The organism is Stenotrophomonas sp. SAU14A_NAIMI4_8 (assembly GCF_003086695.1).
In the GTDB taxonomy this organism is placed as follows: domain Bacteria; phylum Pseudomonadota; class Gammaproteobacteria; order Xanthomonadales; family Xanthomonadaceae; genus Stenotrophomonas.
Map to the genome: position 1 here is coordinate 2,413,850 of NZ_CP025999.1, position 24,108 is coordinate 2,437,957.

23 protein-coding genes are annotated in these 24,108 nt (G+C 69.1%); 11 read left to right on the forward strand and 12 right to left on the reverse strand.

Translation table 11 applies throughout. The annotated features are described in order from the left end of the window. Positions 1-22: 22 nt before the first annotated feature. From C1930_RS11120 to C1930_RS11135, 4 genes are all read right to left on the reverse strand, one after another. Complete coding sequence (locus C1930_RS11120; protein ID WP_108756348.1) at positions 23-847, reverse strand: alpha/beta hydrolase; 825 nt, start codon at positions 845-847, stop codon at positions 23-25. Between the two features lie 32 nt (positions 848-879). Further along, positions 880-1,860: an MBL fold metallo-hydrolase gene (locus C1930_RS11125; RefSeq protein WP_108771760.1), complete on the reverse strand. Its 981-nt coding sequence runs from the start codon at positions 1,858-1,860 to the stop codon at positions 880-882. Between the two features lie 101 nt (positions 1,861-1,961). Continuing rightward, entirely contained in the window at positions 1,962-2,825 is an 864-nt protein-coding gene (locus C1930_RS11130; RefSeq protein ID WP_108753259.1) for an alpha/beta hydrolase, read from the reverse strand. Positions 2,826-2,863: 38 nt separating this feature from the next. Continuing rightward, complete coding sequence (locus C1930_RS11135) at positions 2,864-4,054, reverse strand: MFS transporter (RefSeq protein ID WP_234412645.1); 1,191 nt, start codon at positions 4,052-4,054, stop codon at positions 2,864-2,866. A gap of 109 nt (positions 4,055-4,163) precedes the next feature. On the opposite strand from C1930_RS11135, the gene C1930_RS11140 reads away from it, so the two are divergent. From C1930_RS11140 to C1930_RS11170, 7 genes are all read left to right on the forward strand, one after another. Then, positions 4,164-5,036 (forward strand): LysR family transcriptional regulator, encoded by an 873-nt coding sequence (locus tag C1930_RS11140; protein WP_108756351.1) that lies wholly within the window; start codon positions 4,164-4,166, stop codon positions 5,034-5,036. Between the two features lie 439 nt (positions 5,037-5,475). Further along, positions 5,476-5,832 (forward strand): hypothetical protein, encoded by a 357-nt coding sequence (locus C1930_RS20545; protein WP_234412646.1) that lies wholly within the window; start codon positions 5,476-5,478, stop codon positions 5,830-5,832. Next, on the forward strand, positions 5,829-6,167 hold the full coding sequence (locus C1930_RS11150; RefSeq protein ID WP_108771762.1) for a hypothetical protein: 339 nt from the start codon (positions 5,829-5,831) through the stop codon (positions 6,165-6,167). The genes C1930_RS20545 and C1930_RS11150 overlap by 4 nt, the downstream gene beginning before the upstream one ends. A 310-nt stretch (positions 6,168-6,477) precedes the next feature. Continuing rightward, positions 6,478-7,215, forward strand: coding sequence for a hypothetical protein (locus tag C1930_RS11155; RefSeq protein WP_234412647.1), 738 nt, complete (start codon positions 6,478-6,480; stop codon positions 7,213-7,215). A 42-nt stretch (positions 7,216-7,257) separates the two neighbouring features. Beyond that, a complete protein-coding gene (locus C1930_RS11160) occupies positions 7,258-8,379 on the forward strand; it encodes a type IV secretion system protein (protein WP_108771763.1) in 1,122 nt (373 codons plus the stop codon). 19 nt (positions 8,380-8,398) lie between these two features. Further along, positions 8,399-8,692, forward strand: coding sequence for a hypothetical protein (locus tag C1930_RS11165; protein WP_159093602.1), 294 nt, complete (start codon positions 8,399-8,401; stop codon positions 8,690-8,692). 58 nt (positions 8,693-8,750) lie between these two features. Then, positions 8,751-9,278, forward strand: coding sequence for a hypothetical protein (locus C1930_RS11170; protein ID WP_108762154.1), 528 nt, complete (start codon positions 8,751-8,753; stop codon positions 9,276-9,278). A 48-nt stretch (positions 9,279-9,326) separates the two neighbouring features. Here the strand turns inward: C1930_RS11170 and C1930_RS11175 are convergent, their stop codons facing one another. After that, the gene (locus C1930_RS11175; protein ID WP_108771765.1) at positions 9,327-10,247 is read right to left on the reverse strand and encodes a M14 family metallocarboxypeptidase; all 921 of its coding nucleotides are present in this window, start codon (positions 10,245-10,247) and stop codon (positions 9,327-9,329) included. Between the two features lie 143 nt (positions 10,248-10,390). Between C1930_RS11175 and C1930_RS11180 the strand changes: the two genes are divergently transcribed. Genes C1930_RS11180 through C1930_RS11195 form a run of 4 tightly spaced genes read left to right on the forward strand, consistent with a single transcriptional unit; the run spans position 10,391 to position 14,297 of the window. Then, positions 10,391-11,044 (forward strand): DUF3348 family protein, encoded by a 654-nt coding sequence (locus C1930_RS11180; protein ID WP_108771766.1) that lies wholly within the window; start codon positions 10,391-10,393, stop codon positions 11,042-11,044. A gap of 10 nt (positions 11,045-11,054) precedes the next feature. Beyond that, positions 11,055-13,286, forward strand: coding sequence for a DUF802 domain-containing protein (locus C1930_RS11185; RefSeq protein ID WP_108771767.1), 2,232 nt, complete (start codon positions 11,055-11,057; stop codon positions 13,284-13,286). Next, positions 13,283-13,921: an OmpA family protein gene (locus C1930_RS11190; RefSeq protein ID WP_108771768.1), complete on the forward strand. Its 639-nt coding sequence runs from the start codon at positions 13,283-13,285 to the stop codon at positions 13,919-13,921. The genes C1930_RS11185 and C1930_RS11190 overlap by 4 nt, the downstream gene beginning before the upstream one ends. Further along, positions 13,911-14,297, forward strand: coding sequence for a DUF2894 domain-containing protein (locus C1930_RS11195; RefSeq protein ID WP_108753270.1), 387 nt, complete (start codon positions 13,911-13,913; stop codon positions 14,295-14,297). The genes C1930_RS11190 and C1930_RS11195 overlap by 11 nt, the downstream gene beginning before the upstream one ends. A 221-nt stretch (positions 14,298-14,518) precedes the next feature. Here C1930_RS11195 and C1930_RS11200 read toward each other — a convergent pair whose 3' ends face one another. From C1930_RS11200 to C1930_RS11230, 7 genes are read right to left on the reverse strand one after another with little or no spacing between them, the layout of a single operon-like run. Continuing rightward, entirely contained in the window at positions 14,519-15,277 is a 759-nt protein-coding gene (locus C1930_RS11200) for a 2,3-dihydro-2,3-dihydroxybenzoate dehydrogenase (RefSeq protein ID WP_108756360.1), read from the reverse strand. Continuing rightward, entirely contained in the window at positions 15,268-19,161 is a 3,894-nt protein-coding gene (locus C1930_RS11205; RefSeq protein WP_108771769.1) for a non-ribosomal peptide synthetase, read from the reverse strand. The genes C1930_RS11200 and C1930_RS11205 overlap by 10 nt, the downstream gene beginning before the upstream one ends. Next, positions 19,158-19,415, reverse strand: coding sequence for a phosphopantetheine-binding protein (locus C1930_RS11210; RefSeq protein WP_108771770.1), 258 nt, complete (start codon positions 19,413-19,415; stop codon positions 19,158-19,160). Before C1930_RS11210 ends, C1930_RS11205 begins: the two co-directional genes overlap by 4 nt. After that, positions 19,415-20,047, reverse strand: coding sequence for an isochorismatase family protein (locus tag C1930_RS11215; RefSeq protein WP_108771771.1), 633 nt, complete (start codon positions 20,045-20,047; stop codon positions 19,415-19,417). Before C1930_RS11215 ends, C1930_RS11210 begins: the two co-directional genes overlap by 1 nt. Then, positions 20,047-21,699: an AMP-binding protein gene (locus C1930_RS11220; RefSeq protein WP_108771772.1), complete on the reverse strand. Its 1,653-nt coding sequence runs from the start codon at positions 21,697-21,699 to the stop codon at positions 20,047-20,049. Before C1930_RS11220 ends, C1930_RS11215 begins: the two co-directional genes overlap by 1 nt. Further along, positions 21,696-22,895 carry an isochorismate synthase gene (locus C1930_RS11225; RefSeq protein ID WP_108771773.1) on the reverse strand — a complete coding sequence of 400 codons (1,200 nt, stop codon included), beginning with the start codon at positions 22,893-22,895 and terminating at the stop codon, positions 21,696-21,698. The genes C1930_RS11220 and C1930_RS11225 overlap by 4 nt, the downstream gene beginning before the upstream one ends. Further along, positions 22,892-24,088 (reverse strand): MFS transporter, encoded by a 1,197-nt coding sequence (locus tag C1930_RS11230; protein ID WP_108771774.1) that lies wholly within the window; start codon positions 24,086-24,088, stop codon positions 22,892-22,894. The genes C1930_RS11225 and C1930_RS11230 overlap by 4 nt, the downstream gene beginning before the upstream one ends. Positions 24,089-24,108 lie beyond the last annotated feature (20 nt).

Consider the following 24,108-nt stretch of genomic DNA (forward strand, 5'->3'; position numbering starts at 1 on the left):
AATTCTACGCCTCCACGTGCACTCAGACGTAGGCAAATGCGGCCAGATCGGCGTTCAGGCGATCCCGATGGGTGACCGGGAAACCGTGCGACGCGCCCTCGTACACCACCAGGGTGGCATTGGGCAGGATCTCGACGGCGCGACGCGCGGTGGTGTCCAGCGGCACGATGTCATCGCCGCTGCCGTGCACCACCAGCGTCGGCAGCGTGATCGATGCCATTTCTGCGCGGAAGTCAGTGCCCCAGAACTGGTCGACGCAGGCAAGCTGCGCATGCAGCGCGCCGCTCATGCCCTGCTGCCAGAACGCCATCTGCCAGCCCGCGTTATGCGGCACGTCACCCTGGCCCATGGCGAAGAACGCTGTCGGGAAGTCCAGGTACAGCTGTGAACGATTGTCCAGCACGGCCTGCTTCACCCCGTCGGCCACCGCCTTCGGTACGCCTTCGGGATGGCCGTCGATGGCGCCCATCAGCGGTGTGATGGCACCCAGAAGAACCAGCTTGGCAACGCGATCGGTACCGTGCCGGGTGACATAGCGCACCACTTCACCGCCGCCCATTGAGTGTCCCACCAGTACCGCATCGCGCAGGTCCAGGGCCTGCATCACCGCCGCCAGATCATCGGCGAAGGTGTCCATGTCATAGCCGCCGGGCGGCTGGTCCGAGCGCCCATGCCCGCGGCGGTCATACGCCACCACACGGAAGCCGGCGTCGGCCAGGAACTGCATCTGCGGGTCCCAGGCATCGCTGTTCAACGGCCAGCCGTGCGAGAGCACGATCGGGCGGCCACTGCCGATATCGCGGTAGAAGATCTGGGTGCCATCCTGGGCAGCAACGAAATTGGTCATGTCGGATCCTGTATGCAGTTGGGGGAAGTGGTTCAACGATTGAGCGTGTAGTTCGCCGGCACCCAGCGGTACTGGTACGGCGCGCCTTCGGCGATATGGCCGATGCCGGGGAAGGAGATGTGCGCCGCGGCGATCCACCAGCCACTGGCCACCGCCTGCTGGTACAAGGCATCGCGCGAAGCAATGGCCTGGGTGCTCTGCCAGTCGTAGCGGATGGCGACCTGCGGGTCGTCGAACTGCACCGCCGCCACATGCACGGTGTCACCCCAGAACAGCATGGCCTGATCGGCATCGTGCAGCAGGTAAACACTGTGGCCGGGGGTGTGGCCGGGGGCTGGCAGGGCGCGCAGCCCCGGCAGCAGGTCCTGGCCTGCCGGTTCGAAGGTCTGCACGCGGCCGGCCGCACGATACGGCGCCAGCACGCTCTGCGCGGCGGCGAAGAACGGACGCTGCAGCGGCCCCACCTGGTCCTGGTTGCGGCTGTTGGTCCAGAAGTCGAACTCGCGTTTGGCCACATGCACCGTGGCATTGGGGAACACTGCCTTGCCATCACGCAGCAGGCCGCCGGCATGGTCTTCATGCAGGTGGGTGATGAAGATGTCATCCACATCGGCCGGGCTATGCCCCGATGCCCGCAGCGCCGCCACCAGGCCGCCACCCTCGGCGCCGTACAGATCGCCGGCGCCGGTATCGACCAGCATCACCCGGTCGCCCTGCTCGATCAGGAAGGCGTTGATCATGCCTTCCACCGGTGCCTTCAGGTACTGCTGGGCCAGCAGCCGATCCACTTCACCGGGACGCGCGCCCAGCAGCAACTGGTCCACGGGGAACAGATGCGTGCCGTCCAGCAGCGCGGTCACCTGGAACGTGCCCAGCTGCATGCGGTAGAAGCCCGGTGCCTGCTGCGGCTGCTGCACGGCCGCCGCAGCGGGTTCGGCCGCCATGCCAGCCATCGGCAGCGCCGAGGCAGCGGCCAGCAACAGTGCGGCCGCGAGTGTGTGTGTCTTGTGCATCATTGCATTCCTGCGTGTGTTGAACGAAAAGGCCGATGGGCCCGGAGATAGTTGGCGGTGTACTGCACCGTGTGCAGCCGCGTTTTCAACAGCGCTGTCCATCAGCCCCTCCAGTCCTGCAGGAACTCCATCAGCAGGCCGTTCACCACCTCCGGGCGTTCTTCATGCGGCAGGTGGCCACAGCGTTCGATGGCAACCGCACGCAGGTTCTCGGCCATTTCCGCCCAGACCTGCGGCATGTCGAACATGCGCCCCACCGCCTCGAACTCCGCACCCCATAGCGCCAGCGTCGGGCAGGCAATGCGCACGTGCGCGTCTTCCAGGTCCTGCTGTACATCCACTGCGTTGGCGCGGTAGTCCGACATCGCCCCGCGCACCGCGCCGGGCGCACTGTAGGCGCGCACATAGGTGTCGAAGGCTTCGCCGCTGATCGCGGCCGGATCGTAGGCCCAGTCAGAGAAGAACCAGCGCAGCCATTTCGCTTCATTGCCGGCAATCAGCGCTTCGGGCAGGTCCGGCACCAGGTGGAACAGGAAGAACCAGTACGCCTTGGCGATGGAGGCATTCAGCTCACGCGCCACGATGCGGGTGGGCACGTTGTCCATCACCACCAGGCGGTCCACGCGCTGCGGGTGATCCTTGGCCAAGCGCGTGGCCACGCGGGCGCCGCGGTCGTGCCCGACCAGCGCCACCTTGTCGATGCCCAGCGTGTCGAGCAGGGCCACGATGTCCTGCGCCATGCTGCGCTTGTCGTAGCCGGTGGCCGGCTTCTCGGTTTCACCGTAACCGCGCAGATCGGGCGCAATCACCCGGTGGTTGGCCGCAAGCACCGGAATCTGGTGACGCCAGGCGTAGTTGGTTTCCGGAAAGCCGTGCAGCAGTACCACCGGGGCGCCATTGCCGGCGTCGATGAAGTTCTGGCGGATGCCATTGGCACGCACGGTGTGGCTGACGAACGGGTTCATCAGGGTGTCCTTTCAACGTGGGGGAGAGGAGAGAGTTTTCAGCGCGCAGCGGCGCGGGTGCCGAGCTGCAGTGCGGTGGCCAGCGCCGCCAGGCCAATCGACAGCGCCACCACGCCACGCCAGCCATCCAGCGACCAGGCCCAGCTGGCGGCTGCGGCACCGGCGGCACCGCCCAGGAACATCGAGCCCATGAACAGCGTGTTAAGCCGCGAACGGGCTTCGGGCCGCAATGCGTAGACCACGTGCTGCTGCGAAACCAGCACGCCCTGCACCGCCAGGTCCAGCAGCACGCAGCCCACGACCAGGCCGATGATGGACGGCCACAGGCCCAGCAGCAGCCACGACAGCAGGGTGAGCGCGCTGCCAGCGATGATGGCCAGGTGCGGGCCACGGCGGTCGGCAATGCGGCCGGCCAGCGGTGCAGCCAGGATGCCGACCGCGCCGACGATGCCGAACAGCCCGGCCACCTGGGCGCCGTAGTGGGCATTCACCTGCGGCAGGCGCAGCGACAAGGTGGTCCAGAACGCGGCGAACGCAGCAAACAGCAAGGCCTGGGTGATGGCGGCGCGGCGCAGTACCGGCAGTTCCCGCCACAGGCCCACCAGCGAACGCATCAGCGCCGGATAGCTTGCGCCCTGCGTGGGCTGGCTGACCGGCAGCAGCGTGCGTGCCAGCACCGCCGCACCCAGCGCCAGCGGCACGCCCAGCCAGAACATGGCGCGCCAGCCGGCGTGGTCGCCCACCGCGCCAGACAGGGTGCGGCTGAGCAGGATGCCGCACAGCACGCCGGACATGACGATGCCGATGGTGGCGCCGCGACGTTCGGGCGCGGCCAGTGCGGCGGCCAGCGGCACGATCTGCTGGGCCACGGTAGCGGTCACCCCCACCAGCAGCGAGGCGGCCAGCAGCACGGCGCCGCTGGGCGCCAAGGCGGTCAACGCCAGGGCCACGGCCAGCAGGCTGAACTGCACCACGATCAGGCGGCGGCGCTCCACGCGATCGCCCAGCGGCACCAGCGCGAACAGGCCCAGCGCGTAGCCCAGCTGGGTGGCGGTGGGCACCAGGCCGGTCAGCGTGCCCGGCAGCTCGCGCTGCATCAGGCCCAGCATGGGCTGGTTGTAATAGATGTTGGCCACGGCCAGGCCCGCACACAGGGCCATCACCAGGGTGAGGGCCGGGGTCAGGGCCGGTAGCGCGGCGGGTTGTGCCGGTGACGTTGCAGTGCGCATGAATCGGGCTCGGTTCGCACCCGGAGTGGGCGTGGCGAAACTATGAGCGCGTATCGATTCATGCAGTAGACTGCCAATCAGTTAGGCCAGCCAAACGGAAATCGTTACAATGAACCTGAGCGATGTGCAGGTGTTCGTGGAAGCCGTGCGCGTGGGCAGCCTGGCCGGCGCGGCGCGCAAGCTGGGCCTGACCGCCATGTCGGCCTCGCGCAGCCTGGGGGCGCTGGAAGCCGAACTGGGGGCGCGCCTGCTGCACCGGACCACCCGTTCCCTGTCGCCCAGCAGCGATGGCGAGGTGTTCCTGCCCTATGCGCAGGCCCTGCTGGAAGGCCAGGCCAATGCCCTGGCCGACCTGCACCCCGATGGCGGCGGCCTGAGCGGCCAGTTGCGCATCACCGCGTCCACCGCATTCGGGCGCCGGGTGGTGGCGCCGCTGCTGCCGGCCTTCATGGCCGAGCACCCGCGCCTGCACGTGGATCTGCACACCACCGACGAACAGGTGGATATCGTCGCCCAGGGGATTGATGTGGCCATCCGCATTGCGCCGCTGCGCGACAACCGGCTGGTGGCGCGGCGCCTGGCCGACAACCCGCGCGTGCTGATCGCGTCGTCGGCGTACCTGCAACAGCGTGGGCAGCCGCAACTGCTGTCCGACCTGGCCGCGCACGAGTGCCTGGCCGCCAGCGGCACCCGCCACTGGGCGTTCCTGCGCGAGGGCAAGCCGCTGCGGCAGCGGGTGGCGGGCCGGCTGACGGCCAGTTCGGTGGAGGCCGTGTACGAAGCCTGCGCGGGCGGGCTGGGCATCGCCAATCTGTCGCAGTGGTATGTGCGCGATGCGCTGGCGCGTGGCGATGTGCAGGCGATCACGCTGGATGATGCCGTGCCCGAACCGCTGGATGTCTGGGCGGTCTACCCCAGCGCCAGCCGGGTGCCGCCGAAAGTGCGCGCGTTCGTGGCGGCGGTGCAGGACGCGCTGGGCTAAGGCGGTGTCGCAAATGCCACGTTACGGGGTGTAAGTGCAGGTGTTCTATCCGGCACTGTGTCGCAGATTGCCGGTTGGGTGCAGCGCCACGCGCCACTTTGGATAGCGGTTACTTAACAGCCTGCGACAATGCCGAAAGCGTCGCTATCAGAATGCGTTCTTCAACTTTTCTGATTGGCATTCGGCATCACCGCGGTTACAGATGGCGGGCCATCGAAAACGGATGGCCGGGCTTCGAATCCCGTCGTGATCTTGAGTGATTGCGCTTGCCAGTCGGCGCCGCCGTGTGCGGCGTCGGCTGGCAATCCGCCTGCCGGCCATGGCGGGCGGTGCGCGGGGGCGTTCGCGCCCGCCGGCTTGAGGTCATCCGGATTCGAACCGCGTACCGCCCGCCACCTTTTGTGTGGCGGTTGTTGCTTGCCCCTTTCGGAGCCACGCCATGACCACGCCTGATGTTTCGCCGCTGCGCCCTGCCCGCCCGGCGGCCGCCGACCCCACCACCTTCGCCGCCACGCTGCACCGTATCGGCCGCGGCGCCGCCGCCAATGGCCAGCCCTGGCGCGAACAGCACCCGTTGCCGACCCGGCGGGTGCAACTGGCCGACGCCGACTGCGCCGTGGCCGGCCTGCGTGTGGTGCAGGAACTGCTGCTGGCTGCCGAACGCGTGCGGCAGAGCGGCAACGACAAGGAATGCCTGGGCGATCGCGTGATGGAAGGGCTGATGATGGCCTGCGTGGCGCTGAGCGCGCAGGTCGGTGATCGCCTGCACGGCGATGGCGCAGGCGCACAGCCATGACCCGCGGCCGCCTCCGCTACCGGCAGACAGCCTTCCGTGCCGTGGAAAAGCAGTTCCTGATCAAGCACCTCTGGCTGTTCGGCATTGTCGCAACGGTGCCGTCGCTGCTGCTTTCGATAACCCCCCTGCACCTGAAGCCATTGCCCACGCTGCTGCATCTGGGTGTGCTGCTGGGCCTGCTCGCCCACATCCTGCTGCACAACCCACGCCACCGCCCGCTGCCCGACGGACTGGTCTGCCCGGCCTGTTCGCGCCATCTGCTGGGCAGGTTTGGCAAACGCGCGCTGGCCACCGGTGAATGCCCGCGTTGCGGGAAGGAACTGTTCAACGGTTAGCCTCTGGCGCCATCGCGCGCGGCCATTCCCGCGCGCGATGGCGCGAACGGACAGATTCAGGGCGCCGCTTCCACAGGCTGTTGAGCGGCATGTCGTCTGCGAGCTGCGGCGGCTGAACTACCGCAAATCCGTGCCGCGTCTTCATTCCCGCTGCCGTCGGCACGGCGCCACCAGTCACATGCGACACGAGGTGCAAGGTTTCTGATTGACCGCCCTCGTGGCCCGGCAATGGAATGTGGGCACCGCGGAAGGAGCCGTGATCGCACGGCGCTGGAACCGCAGGTACCCCGCCCGGTTTGCAAGGACTGCCATGACCCGCATCTCACCCGTTCGTTCCCGCGCGCTGCGCCTGCTGGCGTGTGCCGCCGTTGCCACGCTGCTGCTGGCCGGGCCCGCGCATGCCACCTGGACCGTGAACGACCCGCAGTCGATGGCCAAGGCCATCGAGCAGTACAAGCGCCAGGCCGAGCACTACAAGCAGCAGGTCGAACACTACAAACAGCAGCTGATCCAGCTTAATCCACTGCCGCGCACCGATTCGGTGATGACCGACAGCTTTTCCGAGCGCAAAGAGGATTACCAGCTGCACGAGCGCTGCCCCGGCGCAGCAGCGCGCGGCATTGGCGGTTTCCCACGCGGGCTCGGCGACCTGCTGTCAGGCATCGGCGGCGATGCGGCGACTGAGCAGACGCGCATCTGCGCGCGCATCGTGCAGGCCAGGAACATCCAGTACAACGCCACCGTGCGCATGCTCGATCGGCTGGTCCAGCGCAACCAGCAGTTCGAGGCCATCCAGAGCCAGCGCAGCCAGACCGGCAACAGCCAGGGCAAGCTGGCCGCCAATGACAACGAAGTCCACCGCTTCGCTGCACAGAACGAAATGGACCTGCAGCACTGGCAGGCCCAGATGAAGGCCTACGACGGCTACATCGAAGGTCTGACCGCACAACGGGCGCAGCTGGCGCGCCAGGCGCTGGACGGCAAGCCCCCCAGCCTGCTGGGCCAGTTGGTGCAGGCGGCCGTGCTGGAACGAGCGCTGTCGAACTGAGGGCTCGGCGCTTTTCTCTCCCCCCACCCATGGACAGATGGCATGAATGGATTCGTTGACAGCGCCGCGTTCGGCCTACCGCTTCTTGCAGACATCACGCCGGGGAACTTCCTGTTCTTTCGGCTGGTGAGTGACTACTTCGACAGGGAGATCGCCGAATTCGGGCTGGAGCTCACCCGCCGCGCCGCGCATTGGGTCACCTTCACCGCAATGACGCTCACTACCTTCTGGGTATTGCTCCAGGGCTACGCGCTCGCCGCCGGGCGATCGCAGCAGTCAGCCATGGCGATCATGGGGCGGGCGGCAAAAGTGGCGTTGGTACTCATGGCCGCCACCGCCGCAGGCGCCAATGGTACCGCACTGCACAAGGCGGTTACCGACAACCTGGACAAGGAGATCCACCAGCTGTTTACCGGAAAGCGCAGCGGCGGTGCGGCCGATGCGATTGACGAGAACCTGATGTACACGCAGCTGGCGCTGTCCGCGCTGGACGCCATCCACGTGGACGAGAGCGATCCGGAGCTGATCGAAAAGAAGGGCCGCGCCATGCAGCTGGCCAGCTTCGGTACCGCCAGCCCGCCCATGGCGGCCGGTGCCATGCTGCTGCTGTTCAAGTTCACCATGGCCTTCCTGATGGGCATCGGGCCGATCTTCATCCTCGCCCTGATGTTCGAGCAGACCAAAGACCTGTTCAAGAAGTGGCTGTTCTACGTGCTGGGTACGCTGTTTTCCATGTCCCTGCTGTCGGTGGTGTCAGCCATGGTGCTGAAGTTCACCGCCAAAGTGGCCGCCACCTACTGGGTGGTGAAGCTGATCCCGATTGACACTGGCGAAGGCTTGTCATCGCAGGCACTGCAACAAGGCGGCATCGGGCTGCTGATGACCGCCCTCATCATCACCGCCCCGACCATCGGCGCGGCCATGTGGCAGGGCAACATGGCCGCCTTCATGGCCTATTCGCCGTTTGCCAGCCCGACACCGCCGCCGGGCACGTCGGGCTCACCTGGGCTGTCTCCGGCACCGGCGCCGGCACCGGCAGCAACGCCAGCCGTGGCGGCGCAGGACGCGCTGCCGATGGGCACCTTCGCCGCATCGCCGTCGCCGTTGCCGGAAGCGACCGGCCTTCGCGGCAATGCCCACCATGACAGCAGCCGCATGCTCTGATGCGAAGGGAGAACCTGCAATGAAGAGAACGCGCGGCATCTGCATGCTGGTGCTGCTGCAGCTGCTCGCCCTGCCGGCAGGGGCGCAGTCGGACAACTACTACGAGCCCATCCCCTACTACAACGACAACCCCTTCCTGTTCTGCACCCTTGGCGTGCCCGGCGACTGCTGGGCACCCGTCGACGCGGCCACCGGCACCTTCACCATCACCAACATCTACTGCTACAACCCGATCTCGGCCCTGCAGTTCGCACGGGTCTGCCCGAAAGCGTTCCCGAACGGGCCGCAGGGCGCAGGCGTCGCCACCGAGTGACCGCAGGCCAGTGCGGTGCTAGTGTGCGCAGCAGATCGCCCCTGCCCCGGCCCGCCGCATGAAAGCACACGCCCTGCTGTTCGTGGTCGCCACATTCGCCCTGGGTGCAGCCAATGCCCAGGCCCAGGAGGCGCGATTCATCTCCTCCGAACCGTCGCCCTTCAAGCGTTCGGTCTTTGTCGCGCCGAACGAAACCCGTTTCAGCGGCAGCGCCACCGTATCGGGCACGCTGCAGGTCGCCTGGGAGCCGGAAAGCGAGGGCTTCGGCGGCGGCTACCGGGTGGTGCTGAAACCGGACGCGGCCAGCCAGCGGCGATTGCCGCACGATGCGGGCCGTGGCCCGGTCAGTGAGATCTGGATCCGCAACACCGACACGATCATCAGCGCGCTGCTGTCGCCGGCCCAGCGCAAAGCTGGCTTGAAGCAGCAGCACTACTTCAGCGGCCCGGTACGGCTGGTATTGAACTCCTACCGCACCGGCGTGGACTGCGACATGCGTGGCTACAACGCGCTGTTCGTTGCCGTGGCCGACGAACGGCCGGCCCTGGCCCTGGCACCGCGCCCGGACGAAGTGCCCAGCTGCTAGGCCGGGCGGCCCTGCCCCGCTCGCCGGGCATGGCCCGGCGCTACCGAGTTACGGCGCGGCCAGCGCGAAATCCAGACCGGCGCACACCGCCGCCACCTGGGCGTCGTTGCATTCCTGCGGGTTGGTACGCGGGCTGTCCGGGTAGACCTCGGTGGTGGTGGCATACAACGCATCGGTAAAGCCGGCGCAGGCACCGATCGAACGCGATTCGCCCCAGACCACGCCCGGCGACTGCAGCGGCAGACCGACCAGGTTGCCCTCGGCGTCGGCCGGGGCGATATGGGTGATCGGCGCCACCGCGGCAATCAGCGCCTTCTGGAATTCCGGCTGCGGGTCTTCACTGTTGCCGATCACGTAGAAGCCATCGGGAATCGTGTCGCGCTCGAACGGCTTGCCGTCGCGGGCGCAGCGTGCCGGGTCGAACTCGTGCAGGTCGCTGTCGGTGGTTTCGTGCAGGTCCAGGTGTACCCGGATGTTCGGCTTGCGCTCGGCCAGCCAATGCATCAGGGCCGCCGCTTCCTCGATCTGGCCGCCGTCACGGAAACTGCGGTTCGGGTCGATGGCGTCCGGGTTCCAGCGCTGGATGCGCTCGTAGCCCCAGGGGCTGACGCAGGGCGCCACGATCAGGTTGTAGCGGCCCAGGTAGCGCTCGGCCTGCTCCTGCAGGAACTGCAGGGCGCCATGTACGCCACTGGTCTCGTAGCCGTGCACGCCGCCGGTCACCAGCGCGGTGGGCAGGGCCGGGTTCCAGTCGTGGTTCACCACCGCAAACAGCGGGTAATGGTCGGGCGCGTAATCCAGCTGGCCGTACTGCACCACGTCGAAACGCTCGTCCAGGCGCTCCAGCTCGGCCACCACATCGTCGTGGTAACTGCGCTGCTTCTGCTGGCGGGCCCGCCACTGTGCGCGTTCAGCATCGCCCCAGGGCTGGCCGGGGGTGCCGATGGGGTAAAACTGCGCCAGGGTCATGCGGAACTCCAGTGGATTCAGGTGCGGTAGTGCAGCCGGCCATTGTACGCCCGCCGCCGGGCGCGGGCGGCATGCCGCCGGCCCTTTCATACGTGCGGGGTCATCTGGCTGTAAAATCAACGGTTTTGGCCCCCAACCCCTTGATGGCGAACGCAGTGCAGCCGGTCCTGGGCGGACCGGACTTTCTCCGTCTGCTCGCCCGTCTCAGTGACGGCGCGATGCCGGCCACCAGTCCTGCCCTGACCGATCGCCTCGGCCAGTGGGTGGACTGGAGCCGTGCCGTGGCCCTGTCCGGGGCATTGGATGGCCGTCTGCCCGAGCCCGCCGAAGCGGCCGAAACGTTGGATGACCTGCTGGCCGACTGCGCCCAGGCCGAGACCAGCCTGCTGGCGTCGCTGAACGAGGATGCCGAGGCCGAGCGCCTGCTGGACCTGGCCGAGGCGGCCGCCACCGCCAATTTCGCCTCGCTGCGGCAGCGCTATCTGGTGCTGCAACGGGCGATGCAGACCGCCACCGGCCGCCTGCGCGGCCGCCTGCGTGACCAACTGGTACAGACCACGCCCGAACTGGCGCGGCTGGCCGAGGTCGACGCGGTGATGGAACAGACCCTGAGCCCGCGTGAACACGCCCTGCTGGCCACCGCCCCGGCCGTGCTGGGCGCGCGCTTCGAGCGCGTGCATGGCCAACCCGGCTGGCGCGCTCCCTTCAGGAATGACATGCGCAGCCTGCTGCTGGCCGAGCTTGAACTGCGCTTCCACCCGATTCATGGGCTGCTTGCAGCCCTGCGCCCCCACTGACCGGAACACCATGTCCAGAACCGTCTTCCCCGTCGTTGTCTTCCTTGTGGGCCTGCTGGCCGTGTGCTGGATCGGCATTGGCTATGTGGCCGTGCATCCGCTGGGCGCACTGGTGGCCGCGGTTATAGCGACCTGCTACGTGGCCGGTGGCGTGGAGCTGTACCGCTACCGCCAGGCCAGCAACGGCCTGCGTGCCGCACTGGCCGATGTGTCGCTGGCCAAGGACAGCCTTCAGCCGTGGCTGGAGCGCGTGCCGGCCGGCCTGCGCAATGCCGTGCGCCTGCGCGTGGAAGGCGAGCGCACCGCCCTGCCCGCGCCGGTGCTGACCCCGTACCTGGTGGGGCTGCTGGTGCTGCTGGGCATGCTGGGCACCCTGCTGGGCATGATGGACACCCTGCGCGGCACCGGCCTGGCCCTGCAGAGCGCCACCGACATGGCCGCCATCCGCGGTTCGCTGGCGTCGCCGGTGCAGGGTCTGGCCGTGGCGTTTGGCACCTCCATTGCCGGTGTGGCCAGTTCGGCCATGCTGGGTCTGCTGGCCGCCCTGCTGCGCCGCGACCGCCTGCAGGCCGTGCAGCAGCTGGACCGCGCCATCGCTGGCGACCTGCACCCGCATTCGCAGGCCTGGCAGCGTGCCGAATCGCTGCGCCTGCTGCAGGCGCAGTCCACCGCCCTGCCCGCACTGGTGGACCGCCTGCAGGACATGACCCGTGCGTTCGAACAGCACAGCAGTGCCGCCAACGAGCGCCTGCTGGCCGGCCAGGGCGAGTTCCTGACCCAGAGCCAGGCGCTGCAGGAAAGGCTGGCGGTCTCGCTGCAGCAATCGCTGCGCGAAGGTGCCGAAGCCAGCGCCAGCGCCATTGGCGGCGCCCTGCAGCCCTTGGCCGAAACTACGCTGGCTGGTCTGGCCAGCCACGGCCAGGCGCTGCATGTGCGCGTCGAACAGGCCGTGCAGCAGCAGTTGGCCGGTCTGGCCGATGGCTTCGAGCGCAGCCGCGTGGCCACCGAGGCCAGCTGGGCGCGCGTGGTGGATGAGCAGACCCAGGCCCAGCAGGCGCTGGTGACCGAACTGCGGCAGCACCTGCAGGCCTTCAGCGACGGCCAGGTGCGCCAGAGTGAAACGCTGCTGGCCAGCCTGGGTGAGCGCCTGCAGGGCGATGCCCAGCGCCATGCCGACACCTGGCGCACGGCCGCCGAGCAGCAGCACGCGCTGAACCGCGAGTTGGCCGAGCGCCAGCAGCAGGCGCTGCAGAGCGCCAACGACACCCTGCACACCCAGGCGCAGGCCCTGCTGCAGACGCTGGATGCACGCCACGCCGACAGCCAGGCGCTGCTGCAGGCGCACGAGCAGCAGCGTACGCAGGACTGGCACGGCGCACAGGCCGCTGCGGCCGCCGCGCATGCCGAACTGCAGGCCAGCCTGGACACCCGCGAACAGCAGCGCCAGGCGCGCTGGGATGCAGTCAGCGCCGATCTGCAGCAGGCCCACGCCGCCCTGCAGGCGCAGTTGCAGGCCAGCGACGAACAGCGCCTGCAGCGCTGGACCGATGCACTGCAGGCGGCTTCTGCCGACCTGACCGCGCAGCAGCAGACCGTGTGCCAAGCCCTGGCCGACACGGCCCAGCAGATTGGCGACAACGGCCGCGCGCAGGCCAGCGCCACCCTGGCCGAAGTATCTACCCTGCTGCAGACCGCCGCGCAGGCGCCGAAGGCCGCCGCCGAAGTCATCAACGAACTGCGCAACACGCTGTCGGAAAGCCTGGTACGCGACAACGCCGTGCTGGAAGAACGCGGCCACCTGCTGGCCACCGTGCAGACCCTGCTGGAGGCCATCAACCATGCCTCGCACGAACAGCGCAGCGCGGTGGACGCACTGGTAGGCGGTTCGGCCGAGCTGCTGGAATGCGTGGGCAGCCGCTTCACCGACCACATTGCCGCCGAGACCGGCAAGCTGGATGGCATTGCCGCGCAGCTGAGCGGCAGCGCCGGCGACGTGGGCCAGCTGGCCGGCAGCTTCGGCGCGGCGGTGGAACAGTTCGGCAGCGCAGCGGCAGAGCTGTCCGGCCGCCTGGAACAGATTGGCGGCGCGCTGGATGCCTCGCTGGCACGCAGCGATGAACAGCTGGCCTACTACGTGGCCCAGGCCCGTGAAGTGGTCGACCTGAGCCTGCTGTCGCAGAAGCAGGTGATGGACGAACTGCAGCAGCTGGCCGCGCGCCGTGGCAAGGCCGGCAGCGCATGAGCGACGAACTGGAGGTCGATGGCGGTTCGCACGCCCCGATCTGGGCCGCCTTCGGCGATCTGATGTCGGTGCTGCTGGGCGCCTTCGTGCTGATCCTGGTGGGCGTGGTAGCGGTGCAGCTGGAGTTGTCGCAGCGCCTGGACGCCGAAGTAAAGCAGCGCCAAGCCGAGGCCAAGCGGCTGCAGACGCTGGAACAGGCACTGGCTGGGCCGCTGGCTGCCGGACGGGTGACCCTGGTCGATGGCCGCATCGGCATCAGCGGCAACGTGCTGTTCGCGTTGAACTCGGACCAGTTGCAGCCGGAAGGCCAGGAACTGCTGCGCAGCCTGGCTGCCCCGCTGTCGGCCTATCTGGGTTCGCGCGATGAAATCCTGATGGTGAGCGGCTTCACCGACGATGCGCCGATCCGCGATGGCAACCGACGCTTCGCCGACAACTGGGAGCTGTCCGCGCAGCGTTCGCTGACGGTGACCCGTACCCTGATTGCCGACGGCGTGCCGGCCGATGCGGTCTTCGCCGCCGCCTTCGGCAGCGAGCAGCCGGTCAGTTCCAACGCCGATGAAGCCGGTCGCGCGCGCAACCGCCGCGTGGAGATCGCGCCCATTCCCAAGCCGAAGGCTGGCGATGGCGAATAAGCCGGCTACCAGCGCTGCGCGTGAGGGGTTGCGTGCCCTGGTGCGCGATCTGGATGCCGGTTCGCGCGCGCGCGAACACTACCCGCAGGTGCCGATGCTGGAAACGGTGCGCCGCGAGTGGTCGGCCCTGCGCAGCGAACTGCAGGTAAAGCGATCGTTGCGCGCCGAAGCCCCGGCCGACGGCGGGCCGCTGAATTCGGCGGTGCTGGTGCAGCGCATGCTGGACACCATGCAGGGCGCCAGCCCCGGCTACCTGCGGCATTTCATTGATTACGTGGATACGTTGTCGTGGCTGCAGGCGTTGCAGGACGGCGTAGCCAGCAGCAGCGATGCGGCAAAGCCCAAGCGCACGCGCAAACCCCGAACCGCAGGCTGACCGGCCCGTCGCAAACTTCAAAACGCGATTTGATCCGCTTTTGATGGGTGCCAATTGACCCGCTTTTGGTAGGTGCCAACCTTGGTTGGCACGTGCGGCGCCCGCGTGCCCACCAAGGTGGGCACCTACCGGGGATCGGCGGCCCGTGGCACGCGCACCGCCCCGACGCCTGGTAGGTGCCAACCTTGGTGGGCACCTACCGGGAATCGGCGACGCGTGCGTCACCCGCGCAGGGTGGCGCCGCCGTCCACGTACAGATCACTCATGGCCACGTGGCCGGCCTGCTCGGACAGCAGGAACATCACTGAATGGGCGATGTCGTCCGGGGTCGCCAGCTTGCGCAGCGGAATACCTGCCTTGTAGGTATCCAGGTTGCCCGCGATCACCCGTTCGGCGCCCTGCGCGTCTTCCCACATGCCGGTCTGCATGGAGGTGAGCGTGGAGCCCGGGGCGACGATGTTGCAGCGGATGCCCAGCGGGGCCAGCTCCAGGCCCAGGCAACGGGTGAACATGGTCGCCGCTGCCTTCGAGGCCGCATAAGCAGCCATGCCATGCCGCGGCACACCGGCCGCGTTCGAGCTGACCGTCACCAGCGCCCCCTGCCGACGCGGTGACATCACCCGCGCCACCGCGCGGCTGACATGGAACACGCCTTCGGCATTGACCGCGAACACGCGGCGCCAATCGGCATCGGTGGTCTGCACCACCTCGCCCACGTGCAGCACGCCAGCCACATTCGCCACCAGCGCAATCGGGCCGATGCGCGCTTCCACCTGGTCCACCAGCGCGTCCACCGCACCGCTGTCGGTCACGTCCAGTGCGAAGGCGTGTACCCCACGTGCCTGCGCCACGGGCGCGGCACGATCGGTGGCCACCACCGTGCACCCGGCCGCCGCCAGCAGTTCAACCAGCGCCGCGCCGATGCCCCCGCCGGCGCCGGTCACCAGCGCCACGCGGCCTGCAAACCCGGTCAACTGCATGTTGCGATCTCCTGTTGTTCATCCCAGTGCTGCAGGCGTGCCGACAGCCACGGCGCCAGTTGCGCCACCGCGTCGCGGCCGGTCAGTTCGGCGTGCAGGAACGGCAGTTCCAGCGCCTGTACGTCCAGCGCATGCGCCTGCCACAGCGCCGACTGCAGTTGCGGCCGGGCCACGTGGTCGCGCCCTGCCCGCACATGCACCAGCGTGCCCACGTACGGGCGGTGGTGGTGGGCCCGGATCAATCGATTGGTGCCGGTCACCGCGCGCACCACGCCTTCCAGCACCACATCCGGCAGGCTGCCCAGCGCGCTGCCGCCCTGGCGCAGGAAGGCCAGGATGGCCTCGCGGCTGTCCAGTTCCGGGTGCGCGTCGGGATCGTGCCCGGCAATGGCCAGCAGCGCCCGCAGCGCGGCAATCGGGTCGGGCTCGGGTTCGGCCCGCCAGCATTCAGCGGGATAGGCATCCAGCAGCACCAGTTCGCCCACCTCACGCCCGATGTCGTGCAGGCGCACGGCCATGGCCTGGGCCAGGATGCCACCCACCGACCAGCCGAGCAGATGCACGGGGCCGCGCGGCTGCAGGGCCACCACGCGCTGCACGTAGTCGTTGGCCATGGCATCGATGCTGCCCGGCAGCGGCTGCGCGGGGTCGAGCGCAGGCGACTGCAGGCCATACACGGGGCGCGCCGGCTGCAGTGCACGCGCCAGCGTGCGGTAATTCCAGGCGATGCCACCAGCCGGGTGCAGCACGAACAGCGGTGCAGGCGCAGGTTCGCCCTCCGCCGCTGCCAGTGCGATCACCGGCCCCAGCGCATGGTCGGCGTTGGCCGGCGGTTCGGCCAGTCGCGTGGCCAGCCCGGCCACCGTGGGCTGGGCGAACAGCGCACCCAGGCCCAGCTCGCAGCGCCAGCGCTGTTCGATGGCCAGCAACAGATGCACCGCCGACAACGAGTCGCCGCCCAGGCTGAAGAAGTCCGCGTCCACCGGCACCGGCGCATCGCGCCCCAGCGCCTGCGCGAACAGCTGCGCCAGCTCCTGTTCCAGCGGCGTGCGCGGCGCCAGGCCGGTAGCTACCACCTGCGCAGGTGCGGGCAACGCCGCGCGGTCCAGCTTGCCATTGGCGGTGACCGGCCACTGTTCCACCCCCACGAACAGCGACGGCACCATGTAGTCGGGCACGCGCGCGGCCAGATGGCTGCGCAGCGCGGCCGCATCGTCCAGGCCAGCAGGCACATAGGCCACCAGCCGCGGCTCGGCCGGCGCATCGTGGCGCAGCAGTACTTCCACCCGCTGCATGCCGGGCAGTTCGCGCAGCGCCGCCTCGATCTCGCCCAGTTCGATGCGCAGCCCGCGCAGCTTCACCTGGTGGTCGCTGCGGCCGAGGTACTCGACCCCGCCATCCGGGCGCCAGCGCGCCACGTCGCCGGTGCGGTAGATGCGCTCGCCGGGCAGGAACGGATCGGCCAGGAAGCGGTCGGCGGTCAGGTCGTCGCGGCCCAGATAGCCGCGTGCCAGTTGCACGCCGCCCAGGTACAGATCGCCCGGCACCCCCACCGGCTGCGGCCGCAGCGCGGCATCGAGCACGTACAGGCGCGTGTTCCAGACCGGGAAGCCGATCGGCACCGGGCGCGACGCATCGTCCGCCGATGCAGGCCAATAGCTCACATCCACTGCAGCTTCGGTCGGCCCGTACAGATTGTGCAACTGTGCCTGCACGCGCGCATGGAAGCGGTCGCGCAGCGAGGCATCCAGCGCTTCGCCACTGGTGAACACGCGGCGCAGCTGCAGGCCCTGCGTATCCGGCGCGGCCAGGAACGCATCGAGCATGGACGGCACGAAGTGCGCGGTGCTGATGCCATGCGCACGGATCAACCGCGCCAGCGCGGCAGGATCACGATGCGTCTGCGGCGGGGCCAGCACCAGGGTCGCCCCGCACAGCAGCGGCAGGAAGAATTCCCAGACCGACACGTCGAAGGTGGCCGGTGTCTTCTGCAGCACGCGGTCATCGGCGCTGAAGCCGTAGTGCTCGCGCATCCACAGCAGGCGGTTGACGATGGCGCGATGCTCGATGACCACGCCCTTGGGCTCGCCGGTCGAGCCGGAGGTGTAGATCACATAGGCCGCATCGTGCGCGTCGGGCCCCGGCCATGGCGCGGCGAAGCTGACATCGGTCCACTGCGTGGGTGCCAGTACCGGTACACCCGCCAGGCGCGGCGCGATGTCCGCTTCGCCCAACACGCACAGCGGCTTTGCCGAGACCAGGATGCGCGCCAGGCGCTCATCCGGATGGTCCAGATCCAGCGGCAGGTAGGCGGCGCCTGCGCGCAGCACGGCCACCATCGCGATCACCAGGTCCAGCGAACGCGGCAAGGCCACCGCCACCCGCGTGCCCGGGCCGGCGCCCCGCGCGCGCAACTGCGCGGCCAACGCGAAGCTGCGTGCTTCCAGGGTGGCGTGGTCCAGCGTCTGCGCGCCCAGCACCAGCGCGGGGGCTTGCGGGTCGCGATCCATACCTTGCCGCAGCAGCTCGGCCAGGGTGGTGTGTGGCAGCGGGTGGTCGGTGGCGTTGAAGCCATGCACCAGCTGCTGTGTTTCTTCGGGCGTGGCCAGTGGCACATCGCCGATGTCGTCGGCCTGCAGGGCCGCCGACACGAAATGCAGCAGGCGCTGCGCATGCGCCTGCAGGTCCTGCGCGCCGTACAGCGCGGGATTGGCTTCGATCTCAAGATCCAGCATCTGCTGGCCGTCGCCACGGAAGCCCAGGGTCAGATCATCCACCGGGCCGGTGCACAGCACCTCCAGGGTGGCCTGCACACCAGGCACCGCCAGCGGGCGGTAGAACGGCTGCACGTTCACCAGCGGCCCATGCAGCCGCTGCTGCGCCCCCACCAGGCCCAGGTCGCGGCGCAGCTGTTCACCCCGATAACGGCCATGCTTGCGGCCCTGGCTGAGCTGACGGCCCAGCGCGCGACAGTGCGATTCCACGCTGCCTTCGGCGGCGGCAACGCGCAGCGGCAGCACGTTCATCACCATCGCCGGCACGCGTGCCGAGGCGTTGCCCAGCCGCCCCATGTAGGGAATGCCCAGCACCACTTCGTCGGCCGCGCCCATGCGCCGCAGATACTCGGCGGTGAGCGCGGTCAGCACATCCGGCCATGGCTGCAGCCACGCCGCAGCAGTCTGCAGCAGGCGCTCACGGAAGCTGCTGTCCAGTGGCTGCACCCAGCGCAGCGCATCGTCGCTGGCCGCCGCGGTGCCCGCCAGGCCGGTGCCCGCCGGCGCCCCCTGCAGCTGCGCATGCCACCACTGCCCGGCCTGCTCGCGGCGAGTGTGGTCACGGTATGCGGCATCGTCGGCCAACACGGCATCCAACGACGGCAACGGATCGCCGCCGCGGCCGGCGTACAGCGCGCAGACGCGATTGCTGAACAAGGCCATGCCGTAGCCATCGGTGCCCAGATGGTGCACGCGCAGGTACCAGACCCAGCGCTGCGGGCCCAGTTGGAACAGCACCTGGCGTGACAGCCGATCGCGGGTGGGATCCACCGCCGTCAGCCGGTCGCGCTGCATCGCCGCGCGCGCCGCCGCCGCCGGATCGGCCGCGCCGGAGACATCCTGCAGCTGCACGCCCGGCACATGCGCCGGATCGTGCCATTGCAGCGGCTCGCCCTGCGCGCTCTGGGTGAAGCGCAGCGCGAACGCCTGCGCCTCCACCGCCGCCTGGTCGGCCGCCGCCAGAAAGCGCGGAACATCCAGCGCGCCGTCGATCCATACCGCATGTGCGGTATTGAACGCGGGGCTCTGCGGAGCCAGCCGCTGCGCGTACCACAGCCCGGTCTGCGCTTCGGTCAGGGCAACGGCCGTGGCCAGCGCTGCCGCGTTCATGCCGCCTGCGCAGCCTGCAGCCGCTGCACCACCGTCCACCACTGGCGCAGCGTGCTGTGTTCGGCCAGCTGCGAAAATTCCAGCGGCAGGCCGGTATTGCCCCAGGCCAGCACCAGGCCGAGCATGCGCATCGAATCCAGGTCCAGATCCATCAGGTTGTCATCGTCACCGATCTCGCCCGGCGTGCAGTCCAGCACCCGCGCCAGGTCGGCGCGCATGCGTTCCAGGGTCAGCGGTTCAGCGCCTGCGCTCATCACAGCAGCTCCAGCAGTCGGTCGGTAGTCATCGGCACCCCGCAGGTCCGGGCGATCCAGTACAGCGCCTGGTCGTGGTCGGCACGCGAGAAATCGGCCACGGCATCGGCGGCGATGAACGCTTCGATATCGCGCTGGAAGGCCTCGGCCACGGTCGCCGTGCAGCCGATATGGGCATAGACGCCAGTGACCAGCAACTGGTCGCGGCCGCGTACGCGCATCAGGGTTTCCAGGTTGCTGCGCTGGAACGCGCTGTAGCGGTGCTTGACCAGCACGTGCTCGCCTTCCTGCGGCGCCAACGCGTCGATGATCGCTTCATGCGCTTGCCCGCGCTGCATGCCCGGGCCCCACAGATCGGCCTGCAGGCCACGGTCGCGCCGGTCCTGGTTGCCATGCTGGGCGGTGTAGAACACCGGAATGCCCTGCGCGCGGCAATGCGCCAGCAGCCGCGCGATGTTGGCCACGGCCGGCTGCAGCGGTGCCTGTTCGCCATCGAAGGCGGCCAGGAAGTAGCGCTGCATGTCGTGCACCAGCAGCGCCACGCGGTCGCGCTGGGGCTGCCAGGGGCCGCGTGCGGCCGGCAGTTCGCTGGCCGTGGGCAGCGCGTAAGGGGTAATGCGGGGCAGCGCCATCAGCGCGTTCCTCCTGTCTGTTGCAGATGACGCGCGCGCAGCTGCGCACGCAGTTCGCGGCGGCTGATCTTGCCGACCGCCGTGGTATCGAAACTGTCCACGAACAGCACCTGGTCGGGCACCTTGAACGCGGCCAGGCCACGGGTGCGCATCCAGGCCTTCAGCGCCGGCGCCTTGATCGGCTCGCCCTGGGCAATGACGAAGGCACAGCTGCGCTCGCCCAGGTACTCATCGGGAATGGAGACCACGGCCGCGTCGAACACCGCCGGGTGCGCCAGCAGATGGTCTTCGATCTCTTCGGCGGAAATCTTCTCGCCGGCACGATTGATGTGGTCGCCGGCCCTGCCCTGCACCACCAGGTAGCCGCCGGGCAGCTGCTGGACGCGATCGCCGGTGCGATAGAAACCGTCGTCGGTGAAGGCGCGTGCATTGGCCACCGGATCGTTGTGGTAGCCATTGATCGTGTACGGGCCGCGGGTGATCAGGTGGCCGACTTCGCCTTCGGCCACCGGCTGGTCGTGGTCATCCACCACGCGCACTTCGTCGTCGGGACTGATCGGCCGGCCCTGGCAGGCCACGATCAGTTCCAGCGGGTCGTCCAGCCGGGTGTAGTTCACCAGCCCTTCGGCCATGCCGAACACCTGCTGCAGCGTGCAGCCCAACCCGTCCACCACGCGCCGCGCGGCTTCGGGCACCAGCTTGGCACCGCCCACCTGCAGCACCTGCAGGCTGGAAAGGTCCTCGCTACGGCTGGCCGCCGCCTGCGCCCACAGCAAGGCCAGCGGAGGCACCAGGCCGCAGCAGGTCACTTTTTCGCGGGCAATCAGCGGAAATGCGGCGTCAGGCCCGGGGCCCGGGCTCATCACCACGCGCGCACCGGCGTACAGCGCACCAAAGAAGCCGGGCGAGCTCATCGGGAAATTGTGCGCAGCCGGCAGGGCCACCAGATACACGCTGTCGCGGTCGATGCCGCAGATCTCGTTGCTGGCGCGGAACGAATAGAGGTAATCGTCGTGCGTGCGCGGAATCAGTTTGGACAGGCCAGTGCTGCCCCCGGAAATCTGCAGGAAGGCCACCGACTGCGGGTCAGGGTCTGCCGGCAGCGTGCCGCGGTCGCCCTGCAGCGCATCCAGCGCGGTGAACTCGGCCGCCTCGCCATCGATCACCACCTGCTGCACGGCCGGCACCGCCGCCTGCAGGGCCCGCGCCAGTTCGCGATGATCGAAGCCCTCGTGCAGCGCCGTGGTGACATAGGCACTGACCTGGGCCTTGGTCGCGAAATGCACCAGTTCGGTGATGCGGTGCGCCGGCAGCGCGTACACCGGAACCAGCCCGGCGCGGAACAGACCACAGGCCACGCTGATGAAGCTGGCCGTGTTGCCCAGCTGCAGCAGCACCCGGTCACCCGGTTGCAGCCCGAGTGCAAGCAGACCGGCGCCGATGCGCCCGGCTTCATGCCACAGCTGCGCGTAGGTCAGGCGGGTATCCCCGGCAACCACGGCAACATCGTCGGCATAGCGTTCGGCGCGCTCGCGCAGGAAGCCGGGGAAGGTTTCGCCGCGCCAATAGCCGGCCTGGCGATAGCGCTGCGCGCGCTCGGCCGGCCAGACCTGCTGCAGCGGAACACGGTGGGAAACAGAAGGCGTGGTCATGACAGGATTTCCTGCAGCGGCGCCGGGTCATGGACCCCCAGCGCATTCAACAAGGCGGTGAACTTGGCCGCCGTTTCGGCCACTTCGGCCTGCGGCGAGGATTCGGCGACGATGCCGGCGCCGGCATACAGCCGCAGCTGGCGGCCCTGCAGTCGCGCACAGCGGATCGCAACGTACCAGTCACCATCGCCCTGCGCGTCGAGCCAGCCCACGGCACCGGCATAGAAGCCGCGCGGCACCGGTTCCAGTGCGCGGATGCGCTGCAGCGCAGCCTGTTGCGGCGTGCCACACACCGCCGGGGTGGGATGCAGGGCGGCCAGCAGCTGCGCTGCCGGCGTGGACGGATCATCCAGCGTGGCGTGGATGCGCGTGCCCAGGTGCCACATGCTGGCGGTGGCATGCAGCACCGGGCGCGGCTGCGCGTCCACCTGGCGGCACCACGGTGACAGCGCGGCCACGATGGCCTCGACCACGTGGCGGTGTTCGTCGTGATCCTTGCGCGAGGCCAGCAGCGCCTGCGCAGCGGCCTGGTCCTGGGCAGGGTCGGCGCTGCGTCGGGCCGAACCAGCCAGCGGATGCGACAACACCTGGGCACCGCGCTTGCGCAGCAGCAGCTCCGGCGTTGCGCCCACCAGCCAGGCCGGCGGCTGCGCCGGGTCGACCGGCAGCGGCACCGCGTAGGTCGCCACCGACGGGTCGGCGCCCAGGCGCGCCAGCAGCGCATCCGGCGCCAACGGCTGCTGCGTCTGCGCCAGCAGGCTGCGCGCCAGCACCACCTTGTGCAACGGGTCGTCGCTGTCACGCAGGGCCAGCACCGCCTGCGCCACCGCATCGGCGTAGGCCTGTGCGGACGGCTCGGCCTGCAACGCACCCTGCAGTACCGGTGCGGCCTGTGGCCGCAGCGGCAGCGCCGGCAACAGGCGCTCGGGTTGGAACAACGCATCGTCGGCGCGCGGCTCGAACGGTACCGCGCCGACCAGCAGCCCCGGACCACCGCGCTGCTGGCTGAAGAAATCCGCTACGCGGTCGGCCAGCGTGGTCAGTGCACCGGCAGGCAGCCGCGCACGGCAGCCGCGCGCATGCACCTGCTGGCCCGCCTGCTGCAGCACGAACAGGTCGGCCTGATCGGCGTTGATCGCCGTGTCGGCCAGCGCTGCATCGGGGTTGCGATCACCCAACACGATCGAATCGTTCATGCGGCCTCCGTGCGACGGTGGGCCAGCGCCAGTGCGCACAGCAGCAACAGCAGCACGCCCACCATCAGGTACGGCAGGCTGGCGTTGGCGCGGTACAGCAGCGTGCCCAGCATCGGCCCGACCACCATGCCCACGCCCTGCGCGGCGGCCACGGTACCGGCGGCGGCACCCTGCTCATGCGGTTCCACCGCATCGGCGGCCAGCGCCTGGAAGGACGGGAACACAAAGCCCATGCCGAACGCCGCGATGGCGTAGGCCGCCGGCAGCTGCCAGGGCTGCTGCACCAGCGCGACCGAGGCGAAGCCCAGGCCGCCGATCAACGCGCCCAGCGCGATCCAGCGCCGCGGATGCACGTCCAGCTTCATCACCAGCACCTGCGCCAGGATCAGGCCGACGCCGACCGCGGTAAGCGCCAGGCCCGCCATGCGCGCGCCGGCGGCGGCGTCCAGCGCCAGCCGATCAATCGCAAAGAAACCGACCGTAACCTGGGCGATCGTGACCGAGATCATGGCCAGGAACGCGGTCAGCTGCGGCAGCCGCACGCGTGCATCCATGCGCGCCAACGGCGTGCGCTTCTGTGCCGCGTTGGCCGCCACCGGTGGCGTGGCCGGCAGGCGCCAGGCCAGCAGCGCCAGCGCCAGCAACGGCAGCAGCGCGGCGGCGTACAGGGCCAGCGGCAGATTGCGGTAGGCCAACCAACCGGCCGCGGCCGGCCCCAGCACCATGCCCAGCGCATTGGCGCTGCCCAGCCGCGCCAGCAACTGCGTGCGCTGCCCCGGCGGTGACTGATCGGCGATCAGCGCCGCGGCCGTCGGCGGCACGGCGGCATAGAACAGCCCGATCAGACCGCGCGTGCCGACCAGCACCGCCACCGACACCAGCACCGCCGGCACCGACTGCAGCGCGCGGTCGATGAACACCGCCAGGCCGATGTAGACCACCGTGTAGGCGCTCATGGCCACCAGCAGCACACGCTTGCGGCCGATGCGGTCGCTCAGCAGGCCCCACGGGCGGGCGGCGAGCATCCACAGCACACCGGCGGCGGTAACCGACAGACCGGCATGCCATTCGGCCAGGCCCAGCAAGCGCACCACCGGGCCGATGACCGCGACGAAGGACATCATCGCCATGGTGCCGATCAGGGCAGCCAACACCAATGCCGGCAGACCGGCGACGACGGGACGTGCATTCATGGAACACCAGCCGTTTCAGG